Origin of the sequence: Acetobacter orientalis (assembly GCF_000963965.1) — a bacterium.
In the GTDB taxonomy this organism is placed as follows: Bacteria; Pseudomonadota; Alphaproteobacteria; order Acetobacterales; family Acetobacteraceae; genus Acetobacter; species Acetobacter orientalis.
The window spans coordinates 63,736-85,005 of record NZ_BAMX01000014.1 but is presented as its reverse complement, the minus strand read 5'-3'; the positions used below and the strand labels follow the sequence as shown (position 1 = coordinate 85,005).

Here is a 21,270-nt window from a genome sequence, read left to right as displayed (position 1 = left end):
CATGCTATACCTTCTCTCTACCTTTGGCCTGCAAGATGATGGGCACGTGGCCCTGTTTAACCTGCTGCGCTACATCACGTTTAGGGCTGGTTGTGCGTGCCTAACTGCCCTTGTTATTGCGCTATTTTTGGGCAAACCGCTTATTGCCACCCTGCGCCGCATACAGCGTGGTGGGCAGCCTATCCGTGCGTTAGGCCCAGAACGGCATATTCTGGAAAAAACAGGCACCCCTACTATGGGCGGCGTGCTTATTCTTGTCTCGCTGCTGGTGTCGGTGTTGCTGTGGGGAGATTTGCAAAACGGCTTTGTGTGGGCTGTACTGCTCACCACCCTATCGTTCGGGGCTATTGGCTTTGCAGATGACTACCTAAAACTCTCCCGCCGCAATACAGATGGTGTGTCCAAACGTACGCGTTTAGGGTGCGAATTTGCAACATCGCTGCTGTGTGGCTGGTGGCTGCAATACCTCACCCCGCCCGATATTGCCAACCAAGTGGCTTTTCCTTTTGTGAAAGACCTGCTGCTGCCCCTTGGTTATGCTTTTCCCATTTTTGCCATGATAACCATTACCGGCTTTGGCAACGCCGTTAATTTTACAGACGGACTAGACGGTTTGGCCATTGTGCCAGTGGTTATTGCCGCCATGGTGTTTGGTATTCTCTCCTACATTGTAGGCAACCATGTCTTTGCAGATTACCTGCAAGTGCATGCCGTACCCGGCACCGGAGAGCTCGCTGTATTCTGTGCTGCCTTAGTAGGCGCAGGCCTAGGCTTTTTGTGGTTTAACGCCCCCCCGGCGTCTGTGTTTATGGGGGACACAGGCTCGCTCTCTCTGGGCGGTGCATTGGGTGCGCTTGCCGTTGCCATTAAACACGAGTTGGTGCTGTGCATTGTGGGCGGCTTGTTTGTAGCTGAAACCCTTTCGGTCATTATTCAGGTATTCTGGTACAAACGCACTGGGCGGCGGGTGTTTCTTATGGCCCCCATTCACCACCATTTTGAAAAAAAGGGCTGGGCAGAACCTAAAATCGTTATCCGGTTCTGGATTATTTCTGTCATTCTCGGGCTGTGTGGCCTCGCCACACTGAAACTAAGATGAGCACTTTCCCTACCACCTTGTTTGCAGGCCACCGCTACGCTGTGCTTGGCCTTGGCCGTAACGGCGTGCCTGCCGTACTGGCACTGGCCAGCATGGGCGCACACGTACAAGCGTGGGACGACGGAGAGGCCGCACGCGCAAGCCTAGCCCAACAGGTTGCAACCCTACCCGCACATGCGCAGCACAACATAAGCTGCGCCCCGCTTGAAACAGTGGCAGGCTTTAGTGCACTCGTGCTTTCACCCGGCATTGCGCATATTCTGCCCAAACCCCACCCCGTAGCGCTTTTGGCACAACAAGCCGGTATCCCTATTTTATCAGATGCCGAGCTGTTGTTTCAGGCTGTACGCAAAGCGGGTAGCAAAGCACGTTTTGCAGGCATTACCGGCACCAACGGTAAAAGCACCACCACAACTTTGCTGGCCCATATTTTAGCGCAAGCAGGCGTGCCTGTTGCGGCTGGTGGCAACCTTGGCCCTGCCGCTCTTGCCCTGCCACTGCTGCCAGATAACGGTGTTTATGTGCTAGAAATGTCGTCCTACATGTTAGAGCGGCTCGATACACTGCACTTTGATACCGCCTGCCTGCTTAACCTAACCCCAGACCACCTAGACCGCCACGCAGGCATGGCAGGGTATGCCAAAGCCAAAATGCGCGTGTTTACCGGCCAAACCGAGCACGACCTTGCCGTTATTGGCATTGAAGACGACTACTGCCGCGCCATTGCCACCACACTGCGCACCTTACCCACACCCTGCCTGACCATTGCCGGAGCACAAACCACCCCCGCAGCAGAACTATACGGGCAAGAGGGGGCTCTATGGCAAAACGGGCAAAAACTGGCCACTATCGGGCCAGCGCTCCCCGGTAGCCATAATGCCGAAAATGCCGCCGCTGCCTTTGCCATGGCAGACTTTTTAGGTGTGCCAACCCAAGCCATACAGGCCGGGTTAAGCTCTTTCCCCGGTTTGCCGCACCGCCAAAAAATAGTGGCAGAGCAAAACGGTATTATTTTTGTTGATGACAGCAAAGCCACCAATGCAGATGCCGCAGCCCGCGCCTTGGGTTGCTACGACAAACTGGTCTGGATTGCAGGCGGCATGGCTAAAGAAGGCGGCATTGCCTCTCTGGTGCCCTATTTTACCCGCATAGCCCACACGGTGCTTATTGGGCGTGACGCAGCCCAACTCGCCCAAACCCTTGCAGCCCATAATGCCCCTTACAGCATTGTGGATACGCTAGAACGCGCCGTACCCGCTGCCTTTGCGCAGGCACAGCAAAGTGGTGCACGGGTTGTTTTGCTCTCACCCGCCTGCGCCAGCTTTGACCAGTTTTCTGGTTTTGAGGCACGCGGCCTGCGCTTTGCAGAGCTGGCCCATGCCTTAGCGCCACAAAACGGCACACAAACAGGAAAGATTGGGTAATGCCAGGGTATTCCCGCAGTGATGATTCACCGTTAGGGCGGTGGTGGCGCAATGTAGACCGCACCACCCTTATTTGCGCGTTCATCCTTATCGGGTTTGGCTATATTCTTATGCTGGCGGCAAGCCCTGCGGTTGCAGTGCGTATTGGTGCCTCGCGCAATATGTTCATTTTCAAGCAGGTTATGTTCTTAACCCTTGCGGGCATTATTGTAACGGCTGTCTCTACCCTTTCGCGCCAAGCTGTATTGCGCTTAGCCCAAATTGGCGGCTTTCTTATGTTGGGCGCTACCGCCCTAACGCTTGTACACGGCATTGAAATTAAGGGCGCACGGCGCTGGATAGCCCTGCCACTTATGTCGCTCCAGCCCTCCGAGTTTCTTAAACCCTGCTTTGCTGTGGTGACTGGTTGGCTGCTCACCCAACGTAGGCAATCACGCTATTTTCCGGGCATGCTGGTAGCGTTTACGCTGTTTGGCGTTATTCTTATGCTGCTCAAATCTCAGCCAGATATTGGCATGCTCACGGTTATTTCGTGCGTGTTTCTGGCCCAGCTTTTTGTTGATGGCCTAAGCCTTATTTTAGTCGGGCTTGGCATTGCCACCCTTATAGGGGGCGGTATTGCAGCCTTTTTTTTGTTCCCGCATGTGCGCTCACGCGTTGAGCGGTTTTTGCACCCAAATGTGGGCGACCACTACCAGATTGACACCGCCCTGCGTGCCTTTGGTAATGGTGGCCTAACAGGCCGTGGCCCCGGTGAGGGCCGCGTAAAAGACCTTCTACCCGACGCCCACGCAGACTTTGTTTTTGCCGTAGCCGGTGAAGAATACGGCATGATTGTGTGCATGCTTATTATTGCCGTGTTTGGCGTTATTGTTGTGCGCACACTCTTGCGCCTTATTCGGGAAGATAACCCGTTTGTGGTTATTTCTGTTACGGGGCTGGTTACAGGTTTTGGGCTTCAGGCTTTTGTCAACATGGCTTCAACCTTGCATCTTATCCCGACCAAGGGCATGACGCTGCCATTCATCTCGTATGGTGGCTCTTCCGCCATGTCTATTGCGTTGGCAATTGGCATGGTGCTTGCACTCACACGCTACCAGCCCGGCAGTACCACACACGCAGGACAAGGCTTTATGACCAGCTTTAAGCAAAGGCGCGCCCTATGAGCACACGCACCATAGTGATAGCCGCTGGCGGTACAGGCGGGCATTTTTTTCCGGCTCAAGCCTTGGCAGAAGCACTGGCCGCACGTGGCCATAAACTAGTGCTTATGACCGATGAGCGCGCAGGCACCCGCAAAGACGGCATTTTTGCCAACGGGCCACAATATGTTCTGCGCGGTGCTGGTGTTGCGGGGCGTGGGCCTATACGCGCCATTAAAGCAGGCCTGTTGCTGCTGGCCAGCGCCTTAAAAGCCCGCAGCATTTTAAAAGACATCAAGCCTGATGCCGTTATTGGCTTTGGGGGCTACCCTTCTGTGCCGCCCCTGCTTGGTGCAAGGCTTTTGGGCAGTAAGCGCCCTGTTCTTATTATTCATGAAGGCAACGCCGTGCTGGGCAAGGCCAACGCCCTGCTGTCCCGCTTTGCCAATGTTATTGCCACCTCTTACCCCTCTGTCGCCAAGCTGCCTATTGGGGCGCATACCGTATTTACAGGCATGCCAGTACGCCCCCCCATTGCAGCCTTGGCAGGAGAGCCCTTTACTCCACCGGGTGAAACCCTTTCCCTTCTTGTATGGGGTGGGTCTTTGGGGGCTACGGTTTTTGCCCAAGTCGTGCCCCCAGCCCTAGGCCGCTTGCCGGAAGAAGTGCGTAAACGCCTGCACGTAACCCAGCAAGCCCGCAAAGCAGACCTTGAAGAGGTACGCACAGCCTATGCCAAGCTGGGCATTACCGCACGGGTTGAGCCCTTTTTAAATGACGTGCCAGAGCTTTTACGCACAGCACACCTTGTTATTGGTCGGGCCGGTGGGTCTTCTGTGGCAGAGCTAACCGTTGCAGGCCGCCCCTCCATACTGGTGCCGCTGCCTATTGCCGCCAGCGATGAGCAAACAGCAAACGCCCGCGCCATAACGCAGGTTGGCGCAGGCTGGATCATGCGTCAGCCAGACTTTACCCCAACAGCTTTGGCCACCCAGTTGGCTGAATTGTTCAACACCCCAGATGAGCTGGCCCGCGCTGCTGCTGCCGCGGCCAGCCTTGCCATGCCCGATGCCGCCACCCGTCTGGCTGATTGTGTAGAAGAATGTTTGCATCTTTCCCCCTTGCCCGCCACTCGAACCCTACAGACGGAGTCCAAAATATGAGAGCCCTGCCCCTGTCCATTGGTACCATTCATTTTGTGGGCATTGGCGGCATTGGCATGTCTGGCATTGCAGAAGTGCTGTGCATGCTGGGGTATTCCGTACAGGGCTCAGACATTGCGGAAAACGCCAATGTGCAACGCCTGCGGGCTGCGGGTATTCCCATTTTTATTGGGCATGATGCAGAAAATCTGGGCAATGCGCAGGTTGTGGTTATTTCTACCGCTGTCAGCCGCGACAACCCAGAGGTTGTTGCCGCGCGCAGCAAGCTTATTCCGGTTGTGCGCCGTGCAGAAATGCTGGCCGAGCTTATGCGCCTGCGTTGGTCTGTGGCGATTGGGGGCACACACGGCAAAACCACCACCACAAGTTTGGTAGCCGCCGTACTAGAAGCCGCCCAGCTTGACCCCACCGTCATTAACGGCGGCATTATTGAAGCCTACGGCACCAACACCCGCATGGGTAAAGGCGACTGGATGGTGGCTGAGGCCGATGAAAGCGATGGCTCCTTTTTACGTCTGCCCGCCGTTATTTCTGTCGTAACCAATATGGACCCCGAGCATCTAGACCACTGGGGTTCGGCAGAGGCGATGGAGGCAGCGTATGACCAGTTTGTCTCTAACGTGCCGTTTTATGGCTTTGCCGTGCTGTGCATAGACCACCCCGCCGTGCAGCAAATGATCCCTCGTTTGTCTGACCACCGCATTGTGACCTACGGCTTCTCTCCTCAGGCTGATGTCCGTGCTGAAAAACTCATTACAGACAAAATGGGGGCCACGTTTGAGGTTACCCTAACAGACCGCGTTACCCGCCGTACCCGTAAAGCTGGGCCTTTCCGCCTGCCTATGCTGGGTAGCCACAACGTGCAAAATGCGCTTGCCGCCATTGCCGTTGCCACCGAGATGGACATTAGCGACGATGTAATCCGCTCTGGCCTTGCCTCTTTCCGTGGGGTTAAACGCCGCTTTACCCGCACGGGTGAGGCCGGGGGCATTACCGTAATAGATGACTACGGCCACCACCCGGTTGAAATTGCCGCTGTGCTCAAAGCAGCCCGGCAGGCTGGGGCTAAAAACGTTATTGCCGTTATGCAGCCCCACCGTTACTCGCGCCTGCAAATGCTGTTTGCAGACTTCTGTACCTGCATGAACGATGCCGATACGGTTATTGTGTCTGATATTTACGCTGCGGGTGAACAGCCCATTGAAGGCGTCACCCGCGATATGCTCATTGAGGGCCTGCGCGAGCGTGGCCACCGCTCTGTGGTGCCCCTGTCCAGCCCAGAGCATTTGGCAGAAATGGTCAACGCCATTGCCAAACCGGGAGACTACGTTGTGTGCCTTGGTGCAGGCACCATTACCAACTGGGCCCAAAGCCTGCCCAAAGAACTGGCAGCCCTACAAGCCCAGAGCAAAGGCGGGCACGCAGCATGACAGCCCCAAGCATGGCAGCTTTGGCAGCACAGGCGTTTGAAGGCGCACGGGGCCGCGTAACACCGCAAGCCCCGCTTGGCCCCCGCACGTGGTTTCGGGTTGGGGGGGAGGCCGAATGGCTTTTCCAACCAGCAGACACCCAAGACCTTGCCGCTGTTATGCGCAACCTCTCGCCAGAACTACCCGTTATGGCGCTGGGGGCCTGCTCTAACGTTATTGTACGAGACGGCGGGCTAGACGGCATTGTGGTACGCCTAGCCCGTGGCTTTTCTGATGTTGTGGTAGAAAAAGACGGCCTGATTGTTGGCGCAGCGTGCCTAGATGCCACCGTGGCCGAGCACGCAGCCCAAGCCGGTTTGGGCGGGCTGGAGTTTTTGGCGGGTATTCCCGGCTCTATTGGTGGTGCTGTACGTATGAATGCCGGTGCTTATGGCTCAGACATCGCAACCGTGCTCGACTGGGCCGAAATTGTCACCCGCGATGGCAGCATTGTGCAGCTTGACGTAAGCGCCCTTAAATTTGGCTACCGCCGCTCTGGCCTGCCAGAAGGGGCTTTGGTTACACGCGCCCGCCTGCGCGGAGAAGCCGCCAACCCGGCAGATGTTGCTACGCGTATTGCCGAAGTGCGTACTGCGCGCGAGCAGTCTCAACCCGTGCGGGCCAGAACGGGTGGGTCTACCTTCCGTAACCCAAGCCCTGAGGACTCTCAGCGCAAGGCGTGGCAGTTAATAGATGATGCAGGCTGCCGTGGCCTAACCCTAGGCGGCGCACAGGTAAGCGAAAAACACTGCAATTTTCTTATTAACACGGGCAACGCCACCGCCGCAGACCTTGAAGCCTTGGGTGAAGAGGTACGCAAACGGGTCTTGAACCATTCTGGCGTTACCCTGCATTGGGAAATTAAACGCATAGGCAAAGCTGGAGCACAGCCATGAGCAACAGCAAACGCGTGACCGTTCTTATGGGCGGTATCTCCTCAGAGCGTGAAGTCAGCCTAGACTCTGGCAATAACGTTGTTGAAGCCCTGCGCGCTTTTGGCCATAACGCCACACCACTCGATGCCGGGGCAGACCTTGGTGCTTTGGTGGCCCAGCTTAAAGAGCAAAAACCCGATGTGGTGTTTAACGCCCTACATGGCCGCTTTGGGGAAGATGGCTGCATTCAAGGCATTTTAGAATGGATGCACCTACCCTACACCCATTCTGGCGTGCGGGCCTCTGCCACAGCAATGGACAAAGCCGCAGCCCGCGCTGTGTTTCTCACCGCTGGCCTGCCGGTAGCACAAGGCACGGTTATTGCCATTGAAGAGCTGAGCAAAGCAGACCCCCTGCCCGTACCCTATGTGGTTAAGCCCCTCAGCGAGGGGTCGTCTGTTGGGGTCTCTATTGTGCGTACCAGTTCTGCCAGCGTGCGCCAAAGCATTGTTGATGCATGGCATTACGGCCCACAAGCCTTGGTTGAAGAATTTATACCGGGGCGCGAAATTACAGTTGGGGTTATGGCAGACCGTGCCCTAACCATAACAGATATTACCCCCACCCCCGGTGCCGGGCACGATTTTTACGACTACGCCGCAAAATATACCGCAGGGGGTTCTGCCCACGTACTGCCCGCACAAATAGACCCTGATATAGCCCAGCATGCCCTGCGCATCGCTGTTGCCGCGCACGAGGCCTTGGGCTGTGCCGGGGCCTCTCGCTCAGACTTCAGGCTGGATGACACAGGTACCGGCCCTGCACGTCTTGTACTGCTAGAGGTTAATACCCAACCGGGCATGACCAAAACCTCTCTGTTGCCAGAGCAGGCAGCCTATTGCGGCATAAGCTACCCAGAGCTATGCGGCTGGCTGGTTGAACAGGCCCTTACAACCAAATGAGACCAAGCCCCACCCCGCCAGACCGGCCCTCTCGCTTTAAGCTCTTTGCCCGCAGGCAAAAGCGCCTTGTGCGCCCGCTGTTTGGGTTTGTTGTGCTTGGGGCCATTGTGGGTGGGGGCTATATTTACCTGCAACAACCCGGCGCCAAAGAACGCCTTGCGCCATTATGGGGCAGCGTTGTTAAAAAGGCCCCCTTGCGTATTACCAGCATTAAGGTTGATGGCGCACAACTAACCAGTGACACCGCCATAAACCATGCCCTTGGTGTAGCAGTGGGTGACCCGGTACTCAATTTTAGCGTATCCGATGCCAGAGACCGCCTAAACGCCCTTCCATTTATTGACCACGTGACCGTTGAGCGCCATTTATCTGGCGAAATTGACGTGCATATTACAGAACGGCCTCCCTTTGCGGTCTGGCAACACCAAGGCCATTTTGTGCTCATAGACCGGCAAGGCAACCGCGTGCCAGACCAAGGCATGACCGGCAAAGATGCTGAAGCCTTTACAAAACTGCCCCTTGTCGTGGGTGAAGGCGCTAACGAGCCTGCTGCTGCCCTGATCGATGCCATGTCGCAAGAGCCTGAAGTACGCAGCCGCGTAACCGCCGCCGTACGTGTAAGCGACCGCCGCTGGAACCTAACCTTACGAGACGGGGCCACTATTTTACTGCCCGAGGGGGAAGAAGTTGCGGCCATTCATAGATTGGCCAAGCTGCAAACCACCACCAGCCTGCTTGACCGCCCGGTAGTTTTTATTGATATGCGCCTACCAGACAGGCTGACCATACGCCAAAAACCGCCAGAACCCCCGCCACCTGAAAACAGCGTAAAAGCCACGCCAGAAGGTGCCCCCCCCACGCACCCAACGCCACAGCCCAGCGCTGCTGTTACCGCCCCCCACCTGCCACAGCCCACCCCGGGACGCCAATAATGACCGACCGCTCACGCTCTTCCTCCTCTGGTTTTTCTTTCAACGGGCGGTCTCGTACTAAAAATGCGGGGGGGGCTGCCCCTTCTGGCTTGCATATGGGCGGCGAAATTTCGTCTCTGCCTCTGCCCCCGACCGAAGCCAACAAGCGCCACCGGGTGTGGCGCAATGGCTATTCTGCCGTGCTGGATATTGGTTCAACCAAAATTACCTGCCTTATTGGTAAAGGTGAACCTAACGGCGGGCTGCGGGTTGTAGGCTGTGGCTGGCGGCGGTCTGATGGTATTCGTAACGGGGCCATTACAGACCTGCACAAAGCAGAGGCCGCCATTCGGGCAACTGTTGGCCAAGCCGAAATGATGGCCGAGCGTACCATAGACCGCGTAGTCGTTAACCTGTCGTGCGGCCACCCGGCCAGCCGCCTGTTTAATGTACGCTGGCCCGTTGGTGGCCGTGTGGTAACCGAGGCCGATATTCGCCGTGTGGTAACAGAAGGCCGCCTGCAAGCCACGGTAGAAGGGCGCGATGTTGTCCATACCCTCCCCATAGACTTTACGGTTGATGACACCGAAAACGTAGCAGACCCCCGCGGCCACCTGTGTGATACCCTAAAAGCCCGCCTGCATATTATTGATGCCGCCTCTACGGCATTGCTCAACCTGCAAACCGTGCTCAGCCGCGCCGAACTCAAGCTGGAAGCCCTTGTCTCCTCCCCCATGGCATCGGGCTTGTCTGTGCTCGATGCTGATGAGCGAGAACTGGGCACCACCGTTATTGATATGGGCGGGGGCACCACCTCTCTGGCCGTATTTGGCGAGGGGCAAATTCTGCACACCGCGCAAATTGGCATTGGCGGGCTCCATGTTACGCGCGACATTGCGCGCGGCCTCAGCACATCGCTAGAAAATGCAGAGCGCCTTAAAACTGTTTACGGCAGCGCCGACCTTTCCTCAGATGTTGAAGAAGATTTGCTCACCGTTGAACTTCTTGGCAACGATGTTCCACATTTTGAACAAATCTCTCGTGCGCAGCTTGGCCGTATTATCCGCCCCCGCATGGAAGAAACCCTCGAACTGGTGCGTGAAAAACTAGACGGCGCAGGCTTAGGCAATGCTGCCAGCGGTCGCATAGTTTTGACCGGCGGTGCGTCATTACTTGATGGTATGCGCCCCTTAGCAGAGCGTATTTTGGGCTCACCCGCAGCAAAAGGGCGGCATGGCCCCGCATTTACACGCTCTGTACGGCTAGGACGGCCTAAACATATTACTGGCCTGCCAGAAAAAACCGCAGCCGCGGCTGGTTTTGCCACGGCAGCAGGGTTGCTCTCTTGGGCAGCCAGCACAGAACGCCCCTTTGGCGATGTAGAATTTAGAGAAGCCGCACCCTCTGGCCTTTTACAGAAACTCGTCGCTTTTATTCGTGAAAAAGTTTGATATACTTACGCAACTCTTCATTGTATTCCGTGTTTGGAATACCGCCACAAAGCCTGCCTAGCCCGCTGCTGTTTCCCCGGGAGATTTGAATGACCCTCAACCTGACTGTTCCGCCTCAGAACCACGCTGATTTCTCCCCTCGAATCACAGTTATCGGTGTTGGTGGTGGCGGTACAAACGCAGTGGACAACATGATTGCGTCCAACCTGCAGGGGGTTGAGTTTGTTGTTGCCAATACAGATGCCCAAAGTCTGGCCAAAAGCCGTGCCGACCGCCGCATTCAGCTTGGCCCACACCTAACCCACGGTTTGGGCGCAGGTGCAAAACCCGAAGTGGGCCGTGGCGCGGCAGAAGAAGCAGCAGACGAAATTGCTCGCTACCTCGATGGCTCACACATGGTGTTTATCACCACAGGTATGGGCGGCGGCACCGGTACAGGGGCAGCACCCGTTATTGCCCGCATGGCGCGTGAGCGTGGTATTCTTACCGTTGGGGTGGTTAGCAAACCTTTCGATTACGAAGGCAAACGCCGTATCCGTATTGCAGATGAAGGCATTAAAGAGCTTCAGCAATATGTTGACACGCTTATTGTTATTCCTAACCAAAATCTCTTCCGTGTTGCCAGCGAGCGTACAACCCTGCGCGAAGCCTACAAAATGGCCGACCATGTGCTCTATATGGGCGTGCGTGGCGTAACCGACCTTATGATGGCACCGGGCTATATTAACCTCGACTTTGCCGATATTCGCAGCGTTATGGCGGAAATGGGTAAAGCCATGATGGGTACAGGCGAAGCCGAAGGCGAAAACCGCGCCATTGAAGCCGCCGAAGCCGCCATTGCCAACCCACTGCTCGAAGACGCCTCGATGTCTGGCGCGCAAGGCCTGCTGGTAAACGTAACCGGTGGTGAAGACATTACCCTGTTTGAAATGGAAGAAGCGGCAAACCGTATCCGCCGTGAAGTCTCTGATGATGCCAACATGATCTGGGGCTCCATCATTGATGACAACATGAACGGCAAAATTCGCGTCTCTGTTGTGGCGACCGGCATTGATATTCCCGCCCCCAACGCAGACCGCCCCTACCAGCCAGCCATTGAACCAGAAACCGTGGCTGAGCCCGCCCCCACGGCTGCTGCACCTCAGCCACAAGCCGCAGCACCCAATACTGCCCGTGTTGACACAACACAGCAGCAAGCTGCGCAGCCTCGGCCAGCAGCAGCACCTCAGCCTGCTGCCTACCAGCCACAACCACAGGCAAGCCATACAGCACCGCCTGCACATAGCATGCCCGGCCAAGCCGCACCGGCAGCGCAAGCTCAGCCCGCAGCACGGCCCGCGCCCTCTCCCCGGGCTGGGTTGTTTACAGAAACACCCCGCTCTCCTTACCAGCCAGACCCTAACCCACCGGCAAGCCGCAGCTTGTTTGGCCGGGTTACAGGGGCTTTCCGCCGGGTGCCAACAGCAGAAGAGCGTAACGAGCCCGCAGTGCAGCAGCACCGCCCGGCCGCCCCGCAGCAACAGGCTGAAAGCGGCATGAGCATTCGCCCTGCCGAAACAGAAGATACCGGGCTGGAAATTCCAACCTTCCTGCGTCGATAAGCCTGGTTTATTGGGCCTTTTTTGTAACGCGCTGCCGCTATGGCAGCGCGTTATTTATGTAACAGACGGCAATAATCATTGACTCGCCAGAACATTTCTTCGGCTTTAGCGTTACAAGGCACAGTTTTTCACTTTTGCAGGACAACGCCTAAGCCATGGATAGTCTGCTAATGGAACCCTTGCCCCGTTCCGCATCTCCGGAGTTAGCGCCGGTTCCTGCTCTGTTTGGCACTAAAATGCCAGCCTTTTTCCAACATACGCTTGGCAAAGCCATAACAGGCGTTGGCGTTGGGCTGCACACCGGGGCGCGCATACCGCTCACCCTAGTGCCCGCACCAGCGCACCACGGCATTGTCTTTCAGCGTACAGACCTGCCAAATGCCGCAGCTCTGCCTGCACGTTACAACAATATTATTGATACTCGCCTGAGCACCGTGCTGGGTGAGGCCACAAACCCCACCAACCGCATTGCCACAATCGAACACCTTATGGCAGCACTGCAAGGCTGCGGCATTGATAATGCTTTGGTACAGGTTGATGGCCCAGAAATTCCGGTATTCGACGGCTCAGCCGCAGACTTTGTTTTCCTGATTGACTGCGCAGGCCGCCAGACCCAAGACGCGCCGCGCCAATATCTTGAAGTCTTGCGCCCTGTGCGGGTCGAGCAAAATGGCGCTTATGCAGAGCTACGCCCAGCCCCGGTTAAAAACCTGCATCTCTCGTTTGATATAGACTTTCCTGAGTGCGCCATTGGCAAGCAAGCCTACGCGCTTGAGGTTACCCCAACCACTTTCCGTCAAGAATTAGCACGCAACCGCACTTTTACCCTGCGCCAAGAAATTGAAGCCCTGCACAAAGCCGGGTTAGCCCGTGGTGGCTCGCTCGACAACGCGATTGTGGTAGACGGAAACCAGATTCTCAACCCAGCGGGCCTACGCTGCCCAGATGAATTTATTCGTCATAAAATGATGGACGCCGTGGGCGACCTGTATCTGGCAGGCAACCCCATTCGCGCACGGTTTTACGGCCATTGCTCAGGGCATGGGCTTAACAACCAGCTCTTGCGCAGCCTGTTTGCCAACCCCGCTGCATGGCGTTTAGTGCCGCCAAAAGTTGCAACAAGCCGCCCTGCTGCGTAAGGTCTGGCGCAGAAAGCGCATGCAGAACCTTTCTCTCCCTTTTCTTGGCGGCTATGCGTGCTATAAAACAGCTTCACATAGAAGAGCCGGGATGTCCGTGAGCGCCATTACACACCTTTCCGTCCGCTACCGTCTTCGCCATCTGGTGTCGGCTGGCCTCCTTTTGGGCCTGTCTGGCTGCGGGCTATTTGGCCACGGTAAAGACGAGCCAAAACCCAAGCTGGCCTCGGCTGAAACCATGTATAATAACGGCATAGATGCCTTGCGCACCCGCCGTTACACACTTGCCGCGGCAGAGTTTGAAGTGCTTCAGCAAAATTACCCTTACTCAGGGTACATTGCCAACGCACAGCTTATGGAAGGGTATGCCTACTACCTAAAAGGCAAATACCCAGAGGCCGTACAACAGCTTAACCGCTTTATTGGCCTGCACCCCACCAGCGCCGATGCCTCTTACGCCTATTATCTGCGCGCGCTGTGCTTCTATGAACAAATTGCCGACGTACAACGTGACCAGCAAGGCACCGTAGAAGCCATGGACGCGCTAGAAGAGGTTATTACCCGCTTCCCGCAGTCTAAATATGCCCGTGATGCCCAGCTTAAAATTGACCTCTGCCGCGACCATCTGGCCGGTAAGGAAATGTTGGTTGGCCGTTATTACCAGCGTGAGCGCAATTACGAAGCCGCCATTAACCGCTACCAGCGTGTTGTGCAGGACTTCCAGACAACCAACCACGTGCCAGAAGCGCTTGAGCGTATGGTTGAAGTCTATCTTGACCTTGGCCTAACAGACCAAGCTCGTAAATCTGGCATTGTGCTGGGCTTTAACTACCCCGGCAGCAAATGGTACCGCTTTGCTTATAGCGACCTTAAACGCTACAAGCTGCTTACCAACAAGTTCCCTATGCCGGGTCAGGTTGTAAACGCCAGCCAGCAAAAAACGGCTATGGCGCCACCCCCTACCGCTACGGGTATTGGCCCTGCCCCCGCAGCGCTAACACAAGCCCCCGCAAAGCCTATGGACATTAAGGCCGCCCCTGTGCAGCCCGTTAAGGCCCAGCCGGTAGCACCGCAGCAACCCGCAGCAACCGCACACTAATGGTATCTGGCCATCTTTTTGGCCAAATACCCACAGCGTTTTTATGGCCGTAGAGTGCTTTTTGTGCTCTACGGCTTTTTTGTTCTTGTTCCGTTCTTGGTATTTTTTTATAAATCGTACACGCAGGCACCATAGCACTGTGGTGCCATTTCTTTGTTTTTGGCAGTTTTTCAGGCTGGGGCCAGCATGCTGACAAACCTTTCCATCAGGGATGTCGTGTTAATTGAAGCACTCGACCTTTCCCTGCATTCAGGCTTTACCGCCCTTACGGGTGAGACCGGGGCGGGCAAGTCTATTTTGCTAGACAGCCTTGGTTTGGCCTTGGGCGAGCGGGCCAGTGCGGGGTTAGTGCGTGCTGGCGCAGAAGAAGCCCGCGTAACCGCCAGTTTTGAGGTTCCCCTCACCCACCCCGCTTTTGCGCTTTTAAACGAGCAAGGTATACCCACAGAGCCGGGTGAGCCCCTTATGTTGCGGCGCATTATCTCTAAAGAAGGCCGCTCCCGCGCATGGATTAACGACCAAACGGTTGGCATTACCCTTATGCGCCGGGTAGCCGTCACTTTGGTTGAAATTCAGGGTCAGCACGAGCAAATGGGCTTAGCAGACTCCAGCACCCACCGGGGCTTGCTTGATGCCTACGGCGTGCCCTCTGCCCTGCTCACCACGGTTACACGGGCCTATGCCACATGGCAAAAACTCAGCGCAGAACTCTCAGCCGCCCGCAAAGCCTTGCAAGACGCCGCGCGGGAGGAAGACTGGCTGCGCCACACGGTAGAAGAACTCAGCACCCTAGCCCCACAACATGGGGAGGAAGAACAACTGGCCCAGCAGCGCCACGCCCTGCAACAAGCAGAACGGCGTGGTGAGGCCATAGGGGCCGCACTCTCTGAGCTTACCCCCAAAGACCGCAGAAACAGTGGGCCAGCAGCAGCCCTCCGTGCCGCCAGCCGGGCGTTGCAACGCCTGCTCCCCCCGCCCTCATCGGCGCAGGCCAATACTGGCAACACCCCCCTAGACCCGCTTGAGAACCGCACCAACGAGGCCCTAAGCGCGCTAGAAAGTGCAGAAAATGCACTGGCCGAGGCTGAAAATTTACTCTCCCGCCTGGCTGATGACTCAGAGGCAAACCCGCGTTTGCTCGAAGATGCAGAAGAACGTTTGTTTACCCTGCGCGCCGCAGCCCGCAAACACGATGTTACGGTTGATGAATTGCCCGGCCTGCTAGAACAGCTTTCGGGCAGATTAGCCGCACTAGAAAGTGGCGCCACACACCTTGAAAGCCTGCAACAAGCGGTACAAGAGGCCAGACAGACGTACGAAACCGCAGGCCAGCGCCTTTCTGCCGCCCGCGAAAAAGCCGCCCGCAAGCTCGAACAAGCCGTTACCAAAGAGCTAAAACCCATTAAACTAGAGCGCGCACGCTTTTTTGCAGATATTACGCCCCTCCCCCCTGAGCAATGGAGCGCTCAAGGTATGGAGCATATTACCTTTCTTATTGCGGCCAACCCCGGCCAGCCCCCCGGCCCCCTAGCCAAAGTAGCCTCTGGGGGTGAACTGTCACGCCTTATGCTGGCTCTTAAACTGGTTTTGGCAGAGCAATCTGCCATTGGCACCATTGTGTTTGACGAAATTGATGCAGGCGTTGGCGGGGCCACTGCCGCCGCCATTGGTGAGCGGTTGCACAGGCTAGCTGCCCGCTCGGTACAGGTACTGGCCGTTACACATAGCCCACAGGTGGCCGCTAGTGCAGATGCTCACCTGCGTATTGGCAAAATAGTCCGAAACGGCAATACAGCAACGCATGCAGCCCCACTGAGCGCTGAAGAACGACAGGAAGAAATAGCACGCATGCTGGCCGGAGATACCATTACAGACGCTGCCCGCGCCGCCGCCGCCAGCCTGCTTGGACGTGAGAATGACTGAACACACCGCACCGCAGAACCTTGACGCAGCCCAAGCCAAAGCCGAACTAACCCGGCTGGCAGACCTTATAGGCCGCTATAATACCGCCTATTACACACACGATGCGCCAGAAGTAAGCGATGCCGAATATGATGCCCTGCGCAAACGCTACGATGCTCTTGTTGCCCTGTACCCAGAGGCAGAGCCAGCAGAAAGCCCCGCCCACGCGGTAGGGGCCACGCCCGATAGTGCCTTTGGCAAACACCGCCACCTTGTGCCAATGCTTTCTTTGGACAACGTGTTTGACCAAACGGAATTTGAAGCCTTCATTAACCGCGCTGTACGCTTTTTGGGCTTGTCTGACACCCAAACCCAAGAACTTGCCTTTGTGGCTGAACCCAAAATAGATGGGCTTTCCATTAGTCTCACCTACGAGCACGGCAAATTTGTACGCGGCACCACACGCGGTGACGGCACCGAGGGCGAAGACGTAACCGCTAACCTGCTCACTTTTAAAGACCTACCCCAAACCCTGAACGGCCCAGCCCCTGAACTGATTGAAATTCGCGGTGAGGTTTTTCTCTCTAAAGAGCATTTTCTAGCCCTCAATGCCGCGCAAGAAGCCATTGGCCGCAAACCTTTTGCCAACCCGCGTAATGCCGCAGCAGGTTCCCTCCGTCAGCTCGATGCACGGGTTACAGCCCGCAGGCCGCTCTCTCTTTTTGCCTATGCCGTTGGGTTTTGCTCAGACAAGCTGCCAAGCAGCCATAGTGCTTACCTTGAGCAGTTAAAAGCGTGGGGCTTTCCTGTTAACCCTCTCTCCCGCACGCTTGAAGCCGCCAGTGGTGCCGAAGCTTTTTTTGAGGAAGTGGCCCGTGCCCGTGCTGGGCTGAGTTACGATATTGATGGGGTCGTTTATAAAATTAACGACCTCACCTTGCAGGAGCGCCTCGGCTTTGCAGGCCGCGCCCCGCGCTGGGCCGTAGCGTGGAAGTTCCCGGCAGAGCAGGCCATTACCACTCTCAAAAGCATTGAAATTCAGGTAGGCCGCACAGGTGCGCTTACCCCCGTTGCCCACCTTGAACCCGTCAATGTGGGTGGCGTGCTGGTAGCCCGCGCCACTTTGCATAACGAGGATGAAATAGCCCGCAAAGATGTGCGCCCCGGAGACACGGTGCAGGTGCAACGTGCAGGCGATGTCATACCGCAAATTCTGGCGGTTATCCCGCCCGGCCCGAACGCCCCCCCACGCGCCGAACCTTTCCAGTTTCCAGACCATTGCCCAGCCTGTGGGGCCATAGCCGTGCGGCCCGAGGGTGAAGCCATACGCCGCTGCACGGGCGGGCTAACCTGCCCCGCCCAAATTGTAGAGCGGCTTATTCATTTTGTGTCGCGTACAGCCTTTGACATTGAAGGGCTGGGTGAGCGCTCTATTCGTGAATTTTACGAAGAAGGGCTTATTCGCACTCCGGCAGATATTTTCCGCCTGCATGAGCACGCTGCAGCCATTATGAAACGCGAAGGCTGGGGCGAGCAATCCGTTGCCAACCTTATGCAGGCCATTGAAGCACGCCGCACTGTTAGCCTGTCACGCTTTATTTTTGCCCTTGGTATCCGCCGTATTGGTGAAAGTAACGCCCGCCTGCTGGCCCGCCACTATGGCACATACGACAACTGGGTAGCCCAACTCCGCAAAGCCGCCCTTATTGGCTCTGATGAGCGTTTAGAGCTTGGCTCTATTACCGGCATTGGCAGCGTTATTGCAGAAGACCTTGTGGCGTTCATGCAAGAAGACCACAACCGCGCAACATTGGCCGACCTGCACCAATACCTTGATATTCAACCAGAAGAGCAAACAGCAGGTGGCCCACTGGCCGGTAAAACCCTTGTTTTTACCGGTACACTCACCACCCTAACCCGCCCCGAAGCCCGCGCCATGGCCGAGCGTATGGGGGCCAAGGTTTCAGACTCGGTTTCTAAAAAAACAGACCTTGTTATCTTGGGTGAAAAAGCGGGGTCTAAAGCCAAAAAAGCGCAGGAGTTAGGCATTGCCACACTCGATGAGGCAGGCTGGGTCAGCTTTTGTGCCAACGGCGGAGATTTACCCACAGCGAATAGCTAAAGTTTAAAAAAGAGTGATTGCCGAACGCTAAAAAACGCGTCATTCTCCTTCACCTCGAAGGGGTGGATTTCGTCGTCTCAAAATAAAAATAAAAATCCGTTCGCAGATCGGCCCATTACTCCGTAGCTTCCCGCCCCCTCGTGCGGAGTATAATCCCGGTACTGCGTTCGCATTAATGAAGTGAACGGCAACATGACCAAGTGGATCTACAGTTTCGGCGCAGGCCATAACGAAGGCAACGCCGGAATGCGCAATCTCCTCGGTGGCAAAGGCGCTAACCTTGCAGAAATGGCTAACATTGGCCTGCCTGTGCCCCCCGGGTTTACTATCACCACGGAAGTCTGTTCCGCCTTTTACGAAAATGGCCGGGCTTACCCCCAAGACCTGTCCGAGCAGCTAGACGCCGCTATGGGCCAGATTGAAGCCACCATGGGCCTGCGCTTTGGCGACGCCAACGCCCCGCTTCTGGTCTCTGTGCGCTCTGGCGCCCGCGTTTCTATGCCGGGCATGATGGACACCGTGCTTAACCTCGGCCTGAACGACGAAACCGTTGAGGGCCTTGTACGCTCCTCCGGTGATGGGCGTTTCGCTTGGGACAGCTACCGCCGTTTCATTCAAATGTACGGCTCTGTGGTGCTGGGTGTACCCCACCACCGCTTTGAAGATATTCTTGAGCACGCCAAGCGTGAACTGGGCAAAGAAGACGACACCGCCCTGAGCGCAGAAGACTGGCAGCTTGTGGTCAAAGACTACAAAAGCACTGTCCAGCACGAAACGGGCAAACCTTTCCCCGAAAACCCCAAAGACCAGCTCTGGGGTGCCATTGGGGCCGTGTTTGGTTCTTGGATGAACCCGCGCGCTAACACCTACCGTAAACTGCACGATATTCCCGCAAGCTGGGGTACGGCTGTTAACGTGCAGTCCATGGTGTTTGGCAATATGGGCCAAGACTGTGCAACCGGCGTGTGCTTTACCCGCGACCCCTCCACCGGCGAAAACATTTTCTATGGTGAGTACCTGATCAACGCACAGGGTGAAGACGTTGTGGCCGGTATTCGTACCCCGCAGCCTATGTCTGCCGGGCGCGCCACACCAGACCAAAACCCGATGGAAAAAACCCTGCCAGCCGCTTACCAAGAGCTGATGCGCGTGCGTGAACTGCTGGAACGCCACTACAAAGACATGCAGGACATCGAGTTTACAGTGCAGAGCAACAAGCTCTACATGCTGCAAACCCGTAGCGGTAAGCGCACTGCGGCAGCGGCCCTGCGCATTGCCATTGATATGGCCCGCGAAGGCCTTATCACGCAGGAAGAAGCTATTACCCGCGTGCCCCCGTCCTCTCTCGACCAGTTGCTGCACCCTGTGCTTGACCCCAAAGCTGAGCGCACACAGCTTGCCCGTGGCCTGCCTGCCTCACCCGGTGCGGCAACAGGTGTTATCGCGTTTTCTGCTGAAGATGTAGAAGACCGCGCCGCCAAGGGTGAAGATGTTATTCTGGTACGCATCGAAACATCACCGGAAGATGTGCACGGTATGCACGCAGCCCGTGGCGTGCTGACCACCCGTGGCGGCATGACCTCTCACGCAGCCGTTGTGGCACGTGGTATGGGCCGTGTGTGCGTAGCAGGCGCAGGCAGCATTGCAGTAGACTATAAAGCCCAAACCCTAAGCGTAAACGGCCACACCCTAAAAGCGGGGGAATGGATTACGCTTGATGGTGGTACCGGCGCTGTCTACCTAGGCCGCGTGCCCACTATTCCGCCGTCTTTGTCGGGCGACTTCTCAACCCTTATGGGCTGGGCAGACAGCGTACGCCGCCTTGGCGTACGCGCCAACGCAGAAACGCCAGAAGATGCTGAAACGGCCCGCCGCTTTGGCGCTGAAGGCATTGGCCTATGCCGTACCGAGCACATGTTCTTTGGCCCAGACCGTATTGGCCATGTGCGCCAAATGATTATGGCAGAAGAACCCGCCGCACGTGCCCGTGCTATTGACGCGCTGCTGCCCTTCCAGCGCGATGACTTCTCAGCCCTCTTCCGTATTATGGCTGGGCTGCCTGTTACCATTCGCCTGCTTGACCCACCACTGCACGAGTTCCTGCCGCATGGTGAAGCAGAACTGAAAGAAGTCGCCGCAGCTCTTGGCCAGCCCGTTGAAACCCTGCGTGCGCGCCGCTCAGCTTTGTCTGAAGCCAACCCCATGCTGGGCCACCGTGGTTGCCGCCTTGGCATTAGCCACCCAGAAATTTACGCTATGCAGGTACGCGCCATTGCAGAAGCAGCACTGGCCGTTTCTAAAGAAACCGGCAAAAGCGTTATTCCTGAAATTATGATCCCGCTGGTTGGCACAAAAGCTGAGCTGGATCGGGTGCGCAAAGCCTGTGAAGACGTTATTGCCAGTGTTCTGAAAGAACAGGGCGCTGAGCTGTCTTACCACATTGGCACCATGATTGAGCTGCCACGCGCTGCCATTACAGCAGACAAAATTGCTGAAAGTGCAGACTTCTTCTCTTTCGGTACCAACGACCTAACCCAAACAGCCCTTGGCCTTTCTCGCGATGATGCTGGCTCCTTCCTGCCAGATTACGTTGAAAAAGGACTTCTGCCACAAGACCCCTTCATCTCCATCGACCGTGAGGGCGTAGGCGCTCTGGTACGTATGGGCGTTGAAAAAGGCCGCGCTACCAAACCAGACCTTAAACTGGGTGTCTGTGGTGAGCACGGGGGCGACCCGCTCTCTATCTCTTTCTTTGAAGAGGTTGGGCTTGATTACGTGTCTTGCTCTCCCTTCCGCGTGCCTGTTGCGCGGTTGGCCAGTGCGCAAGCGGCACTCGCTGCCCGCAAAAACAAAGCGGTAAAAGCCTAAGCAAAAAGGCCGCCCCTTACCGGGCGGCCTTTTTCAAAAATAG

The 21,270-nt window shown here is 56.4% G+C and carries 15 protein-coding genes; all 15 read left to right on the top strand.

The genetic code is table 11. The features are described 5' to 3' along the window. Position 1: 1 nt before the first annotated feature. Positions 2–1,099, top strand: coding sequence for a phospho-N-acetylmuramoyl-pentapeptide-transferase (mraY, locus tag Abor_RS06100; protein WP_048840954.1), 1,098 nt, complete (start codon positions 2–4; stop codon positions 1,097–1,099). Next, positions 1,096–2,523, top strand: a complete 1,428-nt coding sequence (gene murD, locus Abor_RS06095) for a UDP-N-acetylmuramoyl-L-alanine--D-glutamate ligase (RefSeq protein ID WP_048840953.1) — start codon at positions 1,096–1,098, stop codon at positions 2,521–2,523. Before mraY ends, murD begins: the two co-directional genes overlap by 4 nt. Next, positions 2,523–3,689, top strand: coding sequence for an FtsW/RodA/SpoVE family cell cycle protein (locus tag Abor_RS06090; protein WP_048840952.1), 1,167 nt, complete (start codon positions 2,523–2,525; stop codon positions 3,687–3,689). Before murD ends, Abor_RS06090 begins: the two co-directional genes overlap by 1 nt. After that, positions 3,686–4,828, top strand: coding sequence for an undecaprenyldiphospho-muramoylpentapeptide beta-N-acetylglucosaminyltransferase (gene murG, locus Abor_RS06085; RefSeq protein ID WP_048840951.1), 1,143 nt, complete (start codon positions 3,686–3,688; stop codon positions 4,826–4,828). Before Abor_RS06090 ends, murG begins: the two co-directional genes overlap by 4 nt. Beyond that, positions 4,825–6,258, top strand: coding sequence for a UDP-N-acetylmuramate--L-alanine ligase (gene murC, locus Abor_RS06080; protein WP_048840950.1), 1,434 nt, complete (start codon positions 4,825–4,827; stop codon positions 6,256–6,258). Before murG ends, murC begins: the two co-directional genes overlap by 4 nt. Beyond that, complete coding sequence (gene murB, locus Abor_RS06075) at positions 6,255–7,193, top strand: UDP-N-acetylmuramate dehydrogenase (RefSeq protein ID WP_048840949.1); 939 nt, start codon at positions 6,255–6,257, stop codon at positions 7,191–7,193. Before murC ends, murB begins: the two co-directional genes overlap by 4 nt. Continuing rightward, a complete protein-coding gene (locus Abor_RS06070; protein ID WP_048840948.1) occupies positions 7,190–8,134 on the top strand; it encodes a D-alanine--D-alanine ligase in 945 nt (314 codons plus the stop codon). The genes murB and Abor_RS06070 overlap by 4 nt, the downstream gene beginning before the upstream one ends. Further along, positions 8,131–9,066, top strand: coding sequence for a cell division protein FtsQ/DivIB (locus Abor_RS06065; protein ID WP_048840947.1), 936 nt, complete (start codon positions 8,131–8,133; stop codon positions 9,064–9,066). Before Abor_RS06070 ends, Abor_RS06065 begins: the two co-directional genes overlap by 4 nt. Beyond that, positions 9,066–10,496, top strand: a complete 1,431-nt coding sequence (gene ftsA, locus Abor_RS06060; RefSeq protein WP_048840946.1) for a cell division protein FtsA — start codon at positions 9,066–9,068, stop codon at positions 10,494–10,496. The genes Abor_RS06065 and ftsA overlap by 1 nt, the downstream gene beginning before the upstream one ends. Before the next feature lie 89 nt (positions 10,497–10,585). After that, positions 10,586–12,097, top strand: a complete 1,512-nt coding sequence (gene ftsZ, locus Abor_RS06055) for a cell division protein FtsZ (RefSeq protein WP_048840945.1) — start codon at positions 10,586–10,588, stop codon at positions 12,095–12,097. Between the two features lie 155 nt (positions 12,098–12,252). Further along, positions 12,253–13,236, top strand: coding sequence for a UDP-3-O-acyl-N-acetylglucosamine deacetylase (gene lpxC, locus Abor_RS06050; RefSeq protein WP_048840944.1), 984 nt, complete (start codon positions 12,253–12,255; stop codon positions 13,234–13,236). Positions 13,237–13,327: 91 nt separating this feature from the next. Continuing rightward, positions 13,328–14,335: an outer membrane protein assembly factor BamD gene (gene bamD, locus Abor_RS06045; RefSeq protein WP_048841102.1), complete on the top strand. Its 1,008-nt coding sequence runs from the start codon at positions 13,328–13,330 to the stop codon at positions 14,333–14,335. Between the two features lie 186 nt (positions 14,336–14,521). Next, a complete protein-coding gene (recN, locus tag Abor_RS06040) occupies positions 14,522–16,258 on the top strand; it encodes a DNA repair protein RecN (RefSeq protein WP_048841101.1) in 1,737 nt (578 codons plus the stop codon). After that, positions 16,251–18,359: an NAD-dependent DNA ligase LigA gene (ligA, locus tag Abor_RS06035; RefSeq protein WP_048840943.1), complete on the top strand. Its 2,109-nt coding sequence runs from the start codon at positions 16,251–16,253 to the stop codon at positions 18,357–18,359. Before recN ends, ligA begins: the two co-directional genes overlap by 8 nt. Before the next feature lie 192 nt (positions 18,360–18,551). Beyond that, entirely contained in the window at positions 18,552–21,227 is a 2,676-nt protein-coding gene (gene ppdK / locus Abor_RS06030) for a pyruvate, phosphate dikinase (protein WP_048840942.1), read from the top strand. Positions 21,228–21,270 lie beyond the last annotated feature (43 nt).

Coding starts and splice junctions, on each gene's coding strand:
- mraY (WP_048840954.1), top strand. CDS start 2: ATGCTATACCTTCTCTCTACCTTTGGCCTGCAAGATGATGGGCACGTG.
- murD (WP_048840953.1), top strand. CDS start 1,096: ATGAGCACTTTCCCTACCACCTTGTTTGCAGGCCACCGCTACGCTGTG.
- Abor_RS06090 (WP_048840952.1), top strand. CDS start 2,523: ATGCCAGGGTATTCCCGCAGTGATGATTCACCGTTAGGGCGGTGGTGG.
- murG (WP_048840951.1), top strand. CDS start 3,686: ATGAGCACACGCACCATAGTGATAGCCGCTGGCGGTACAGGCGGGCAT.
- murC (WP_048840950.1), top strand. CDS start 4,825: ATGAGAGCCCTGCCCCTGTCCATTGGTACCATTCATTTTGTGGGCATT.
- murB (WP_048840949.1), top strand. CDS start 6,255: ATGACAGCCCCAAGCATGGCAGCTTTGGCAGCACAGGCGTTTGAAGGC.
- Abor_RS06070 (WP_048840948.1), top strand. CDS start 7,190: ATGAGCAACAGCAAACGCGTGACCGTTCTTATGGGCGGTATCTCCTCA.
- Abor_RS06065 (WP_048840947.1), top strand. CDS start 8,131: ATGAGACCAAGCCCCACCCCGCCAGACCGGCCCTCTCGCTTTAAGCTC.
- ftsA (WP_048840946.1), top strand. CDS start 9,066: ATGACCGACCGCTCACGCTCTTCCTCCTCTGGTTTTTCTTTCAACGGG.
- ftsZ (WP_048840945.1), top strand. CDS start 10,586: ATGACCCTCAACCTGACTGTTCCGCCTCAGAACCACGCTGATTTCTCC.
- lpxC (WP_048840944.1), top strand. CDS start 12,253: ATGGATAGTCTGCTAATGGAACCCTTGCCCCGTTCCGCATCTCCGGAG.
- bamD (WP_048841102.1), top strand. CDS start 13,328: ATGTCCGTGAGCGCCATTACACACCTTTCCGTCCGCTACCGTCTTCGC.
- recN (WP_048841101.1), top strand. CDS start 14,522: ATGCTGACAAACCTTTCCATCAGGGATGTCGTGTTAATTGAAGCACTC.
- ligA (WP_048840943.1), top strand. CDS start 16,251: ATGACTGAACACACCGCACCGCAGAACCTTGACGCAGCCCAAGCCAAA.
- ppdK (WP_048840942.1), top strand. CDS start 18,552: ATGACCAAGTGGATCTACAGTTTCGGCGCAGGCCATAACGAAGGCAAC.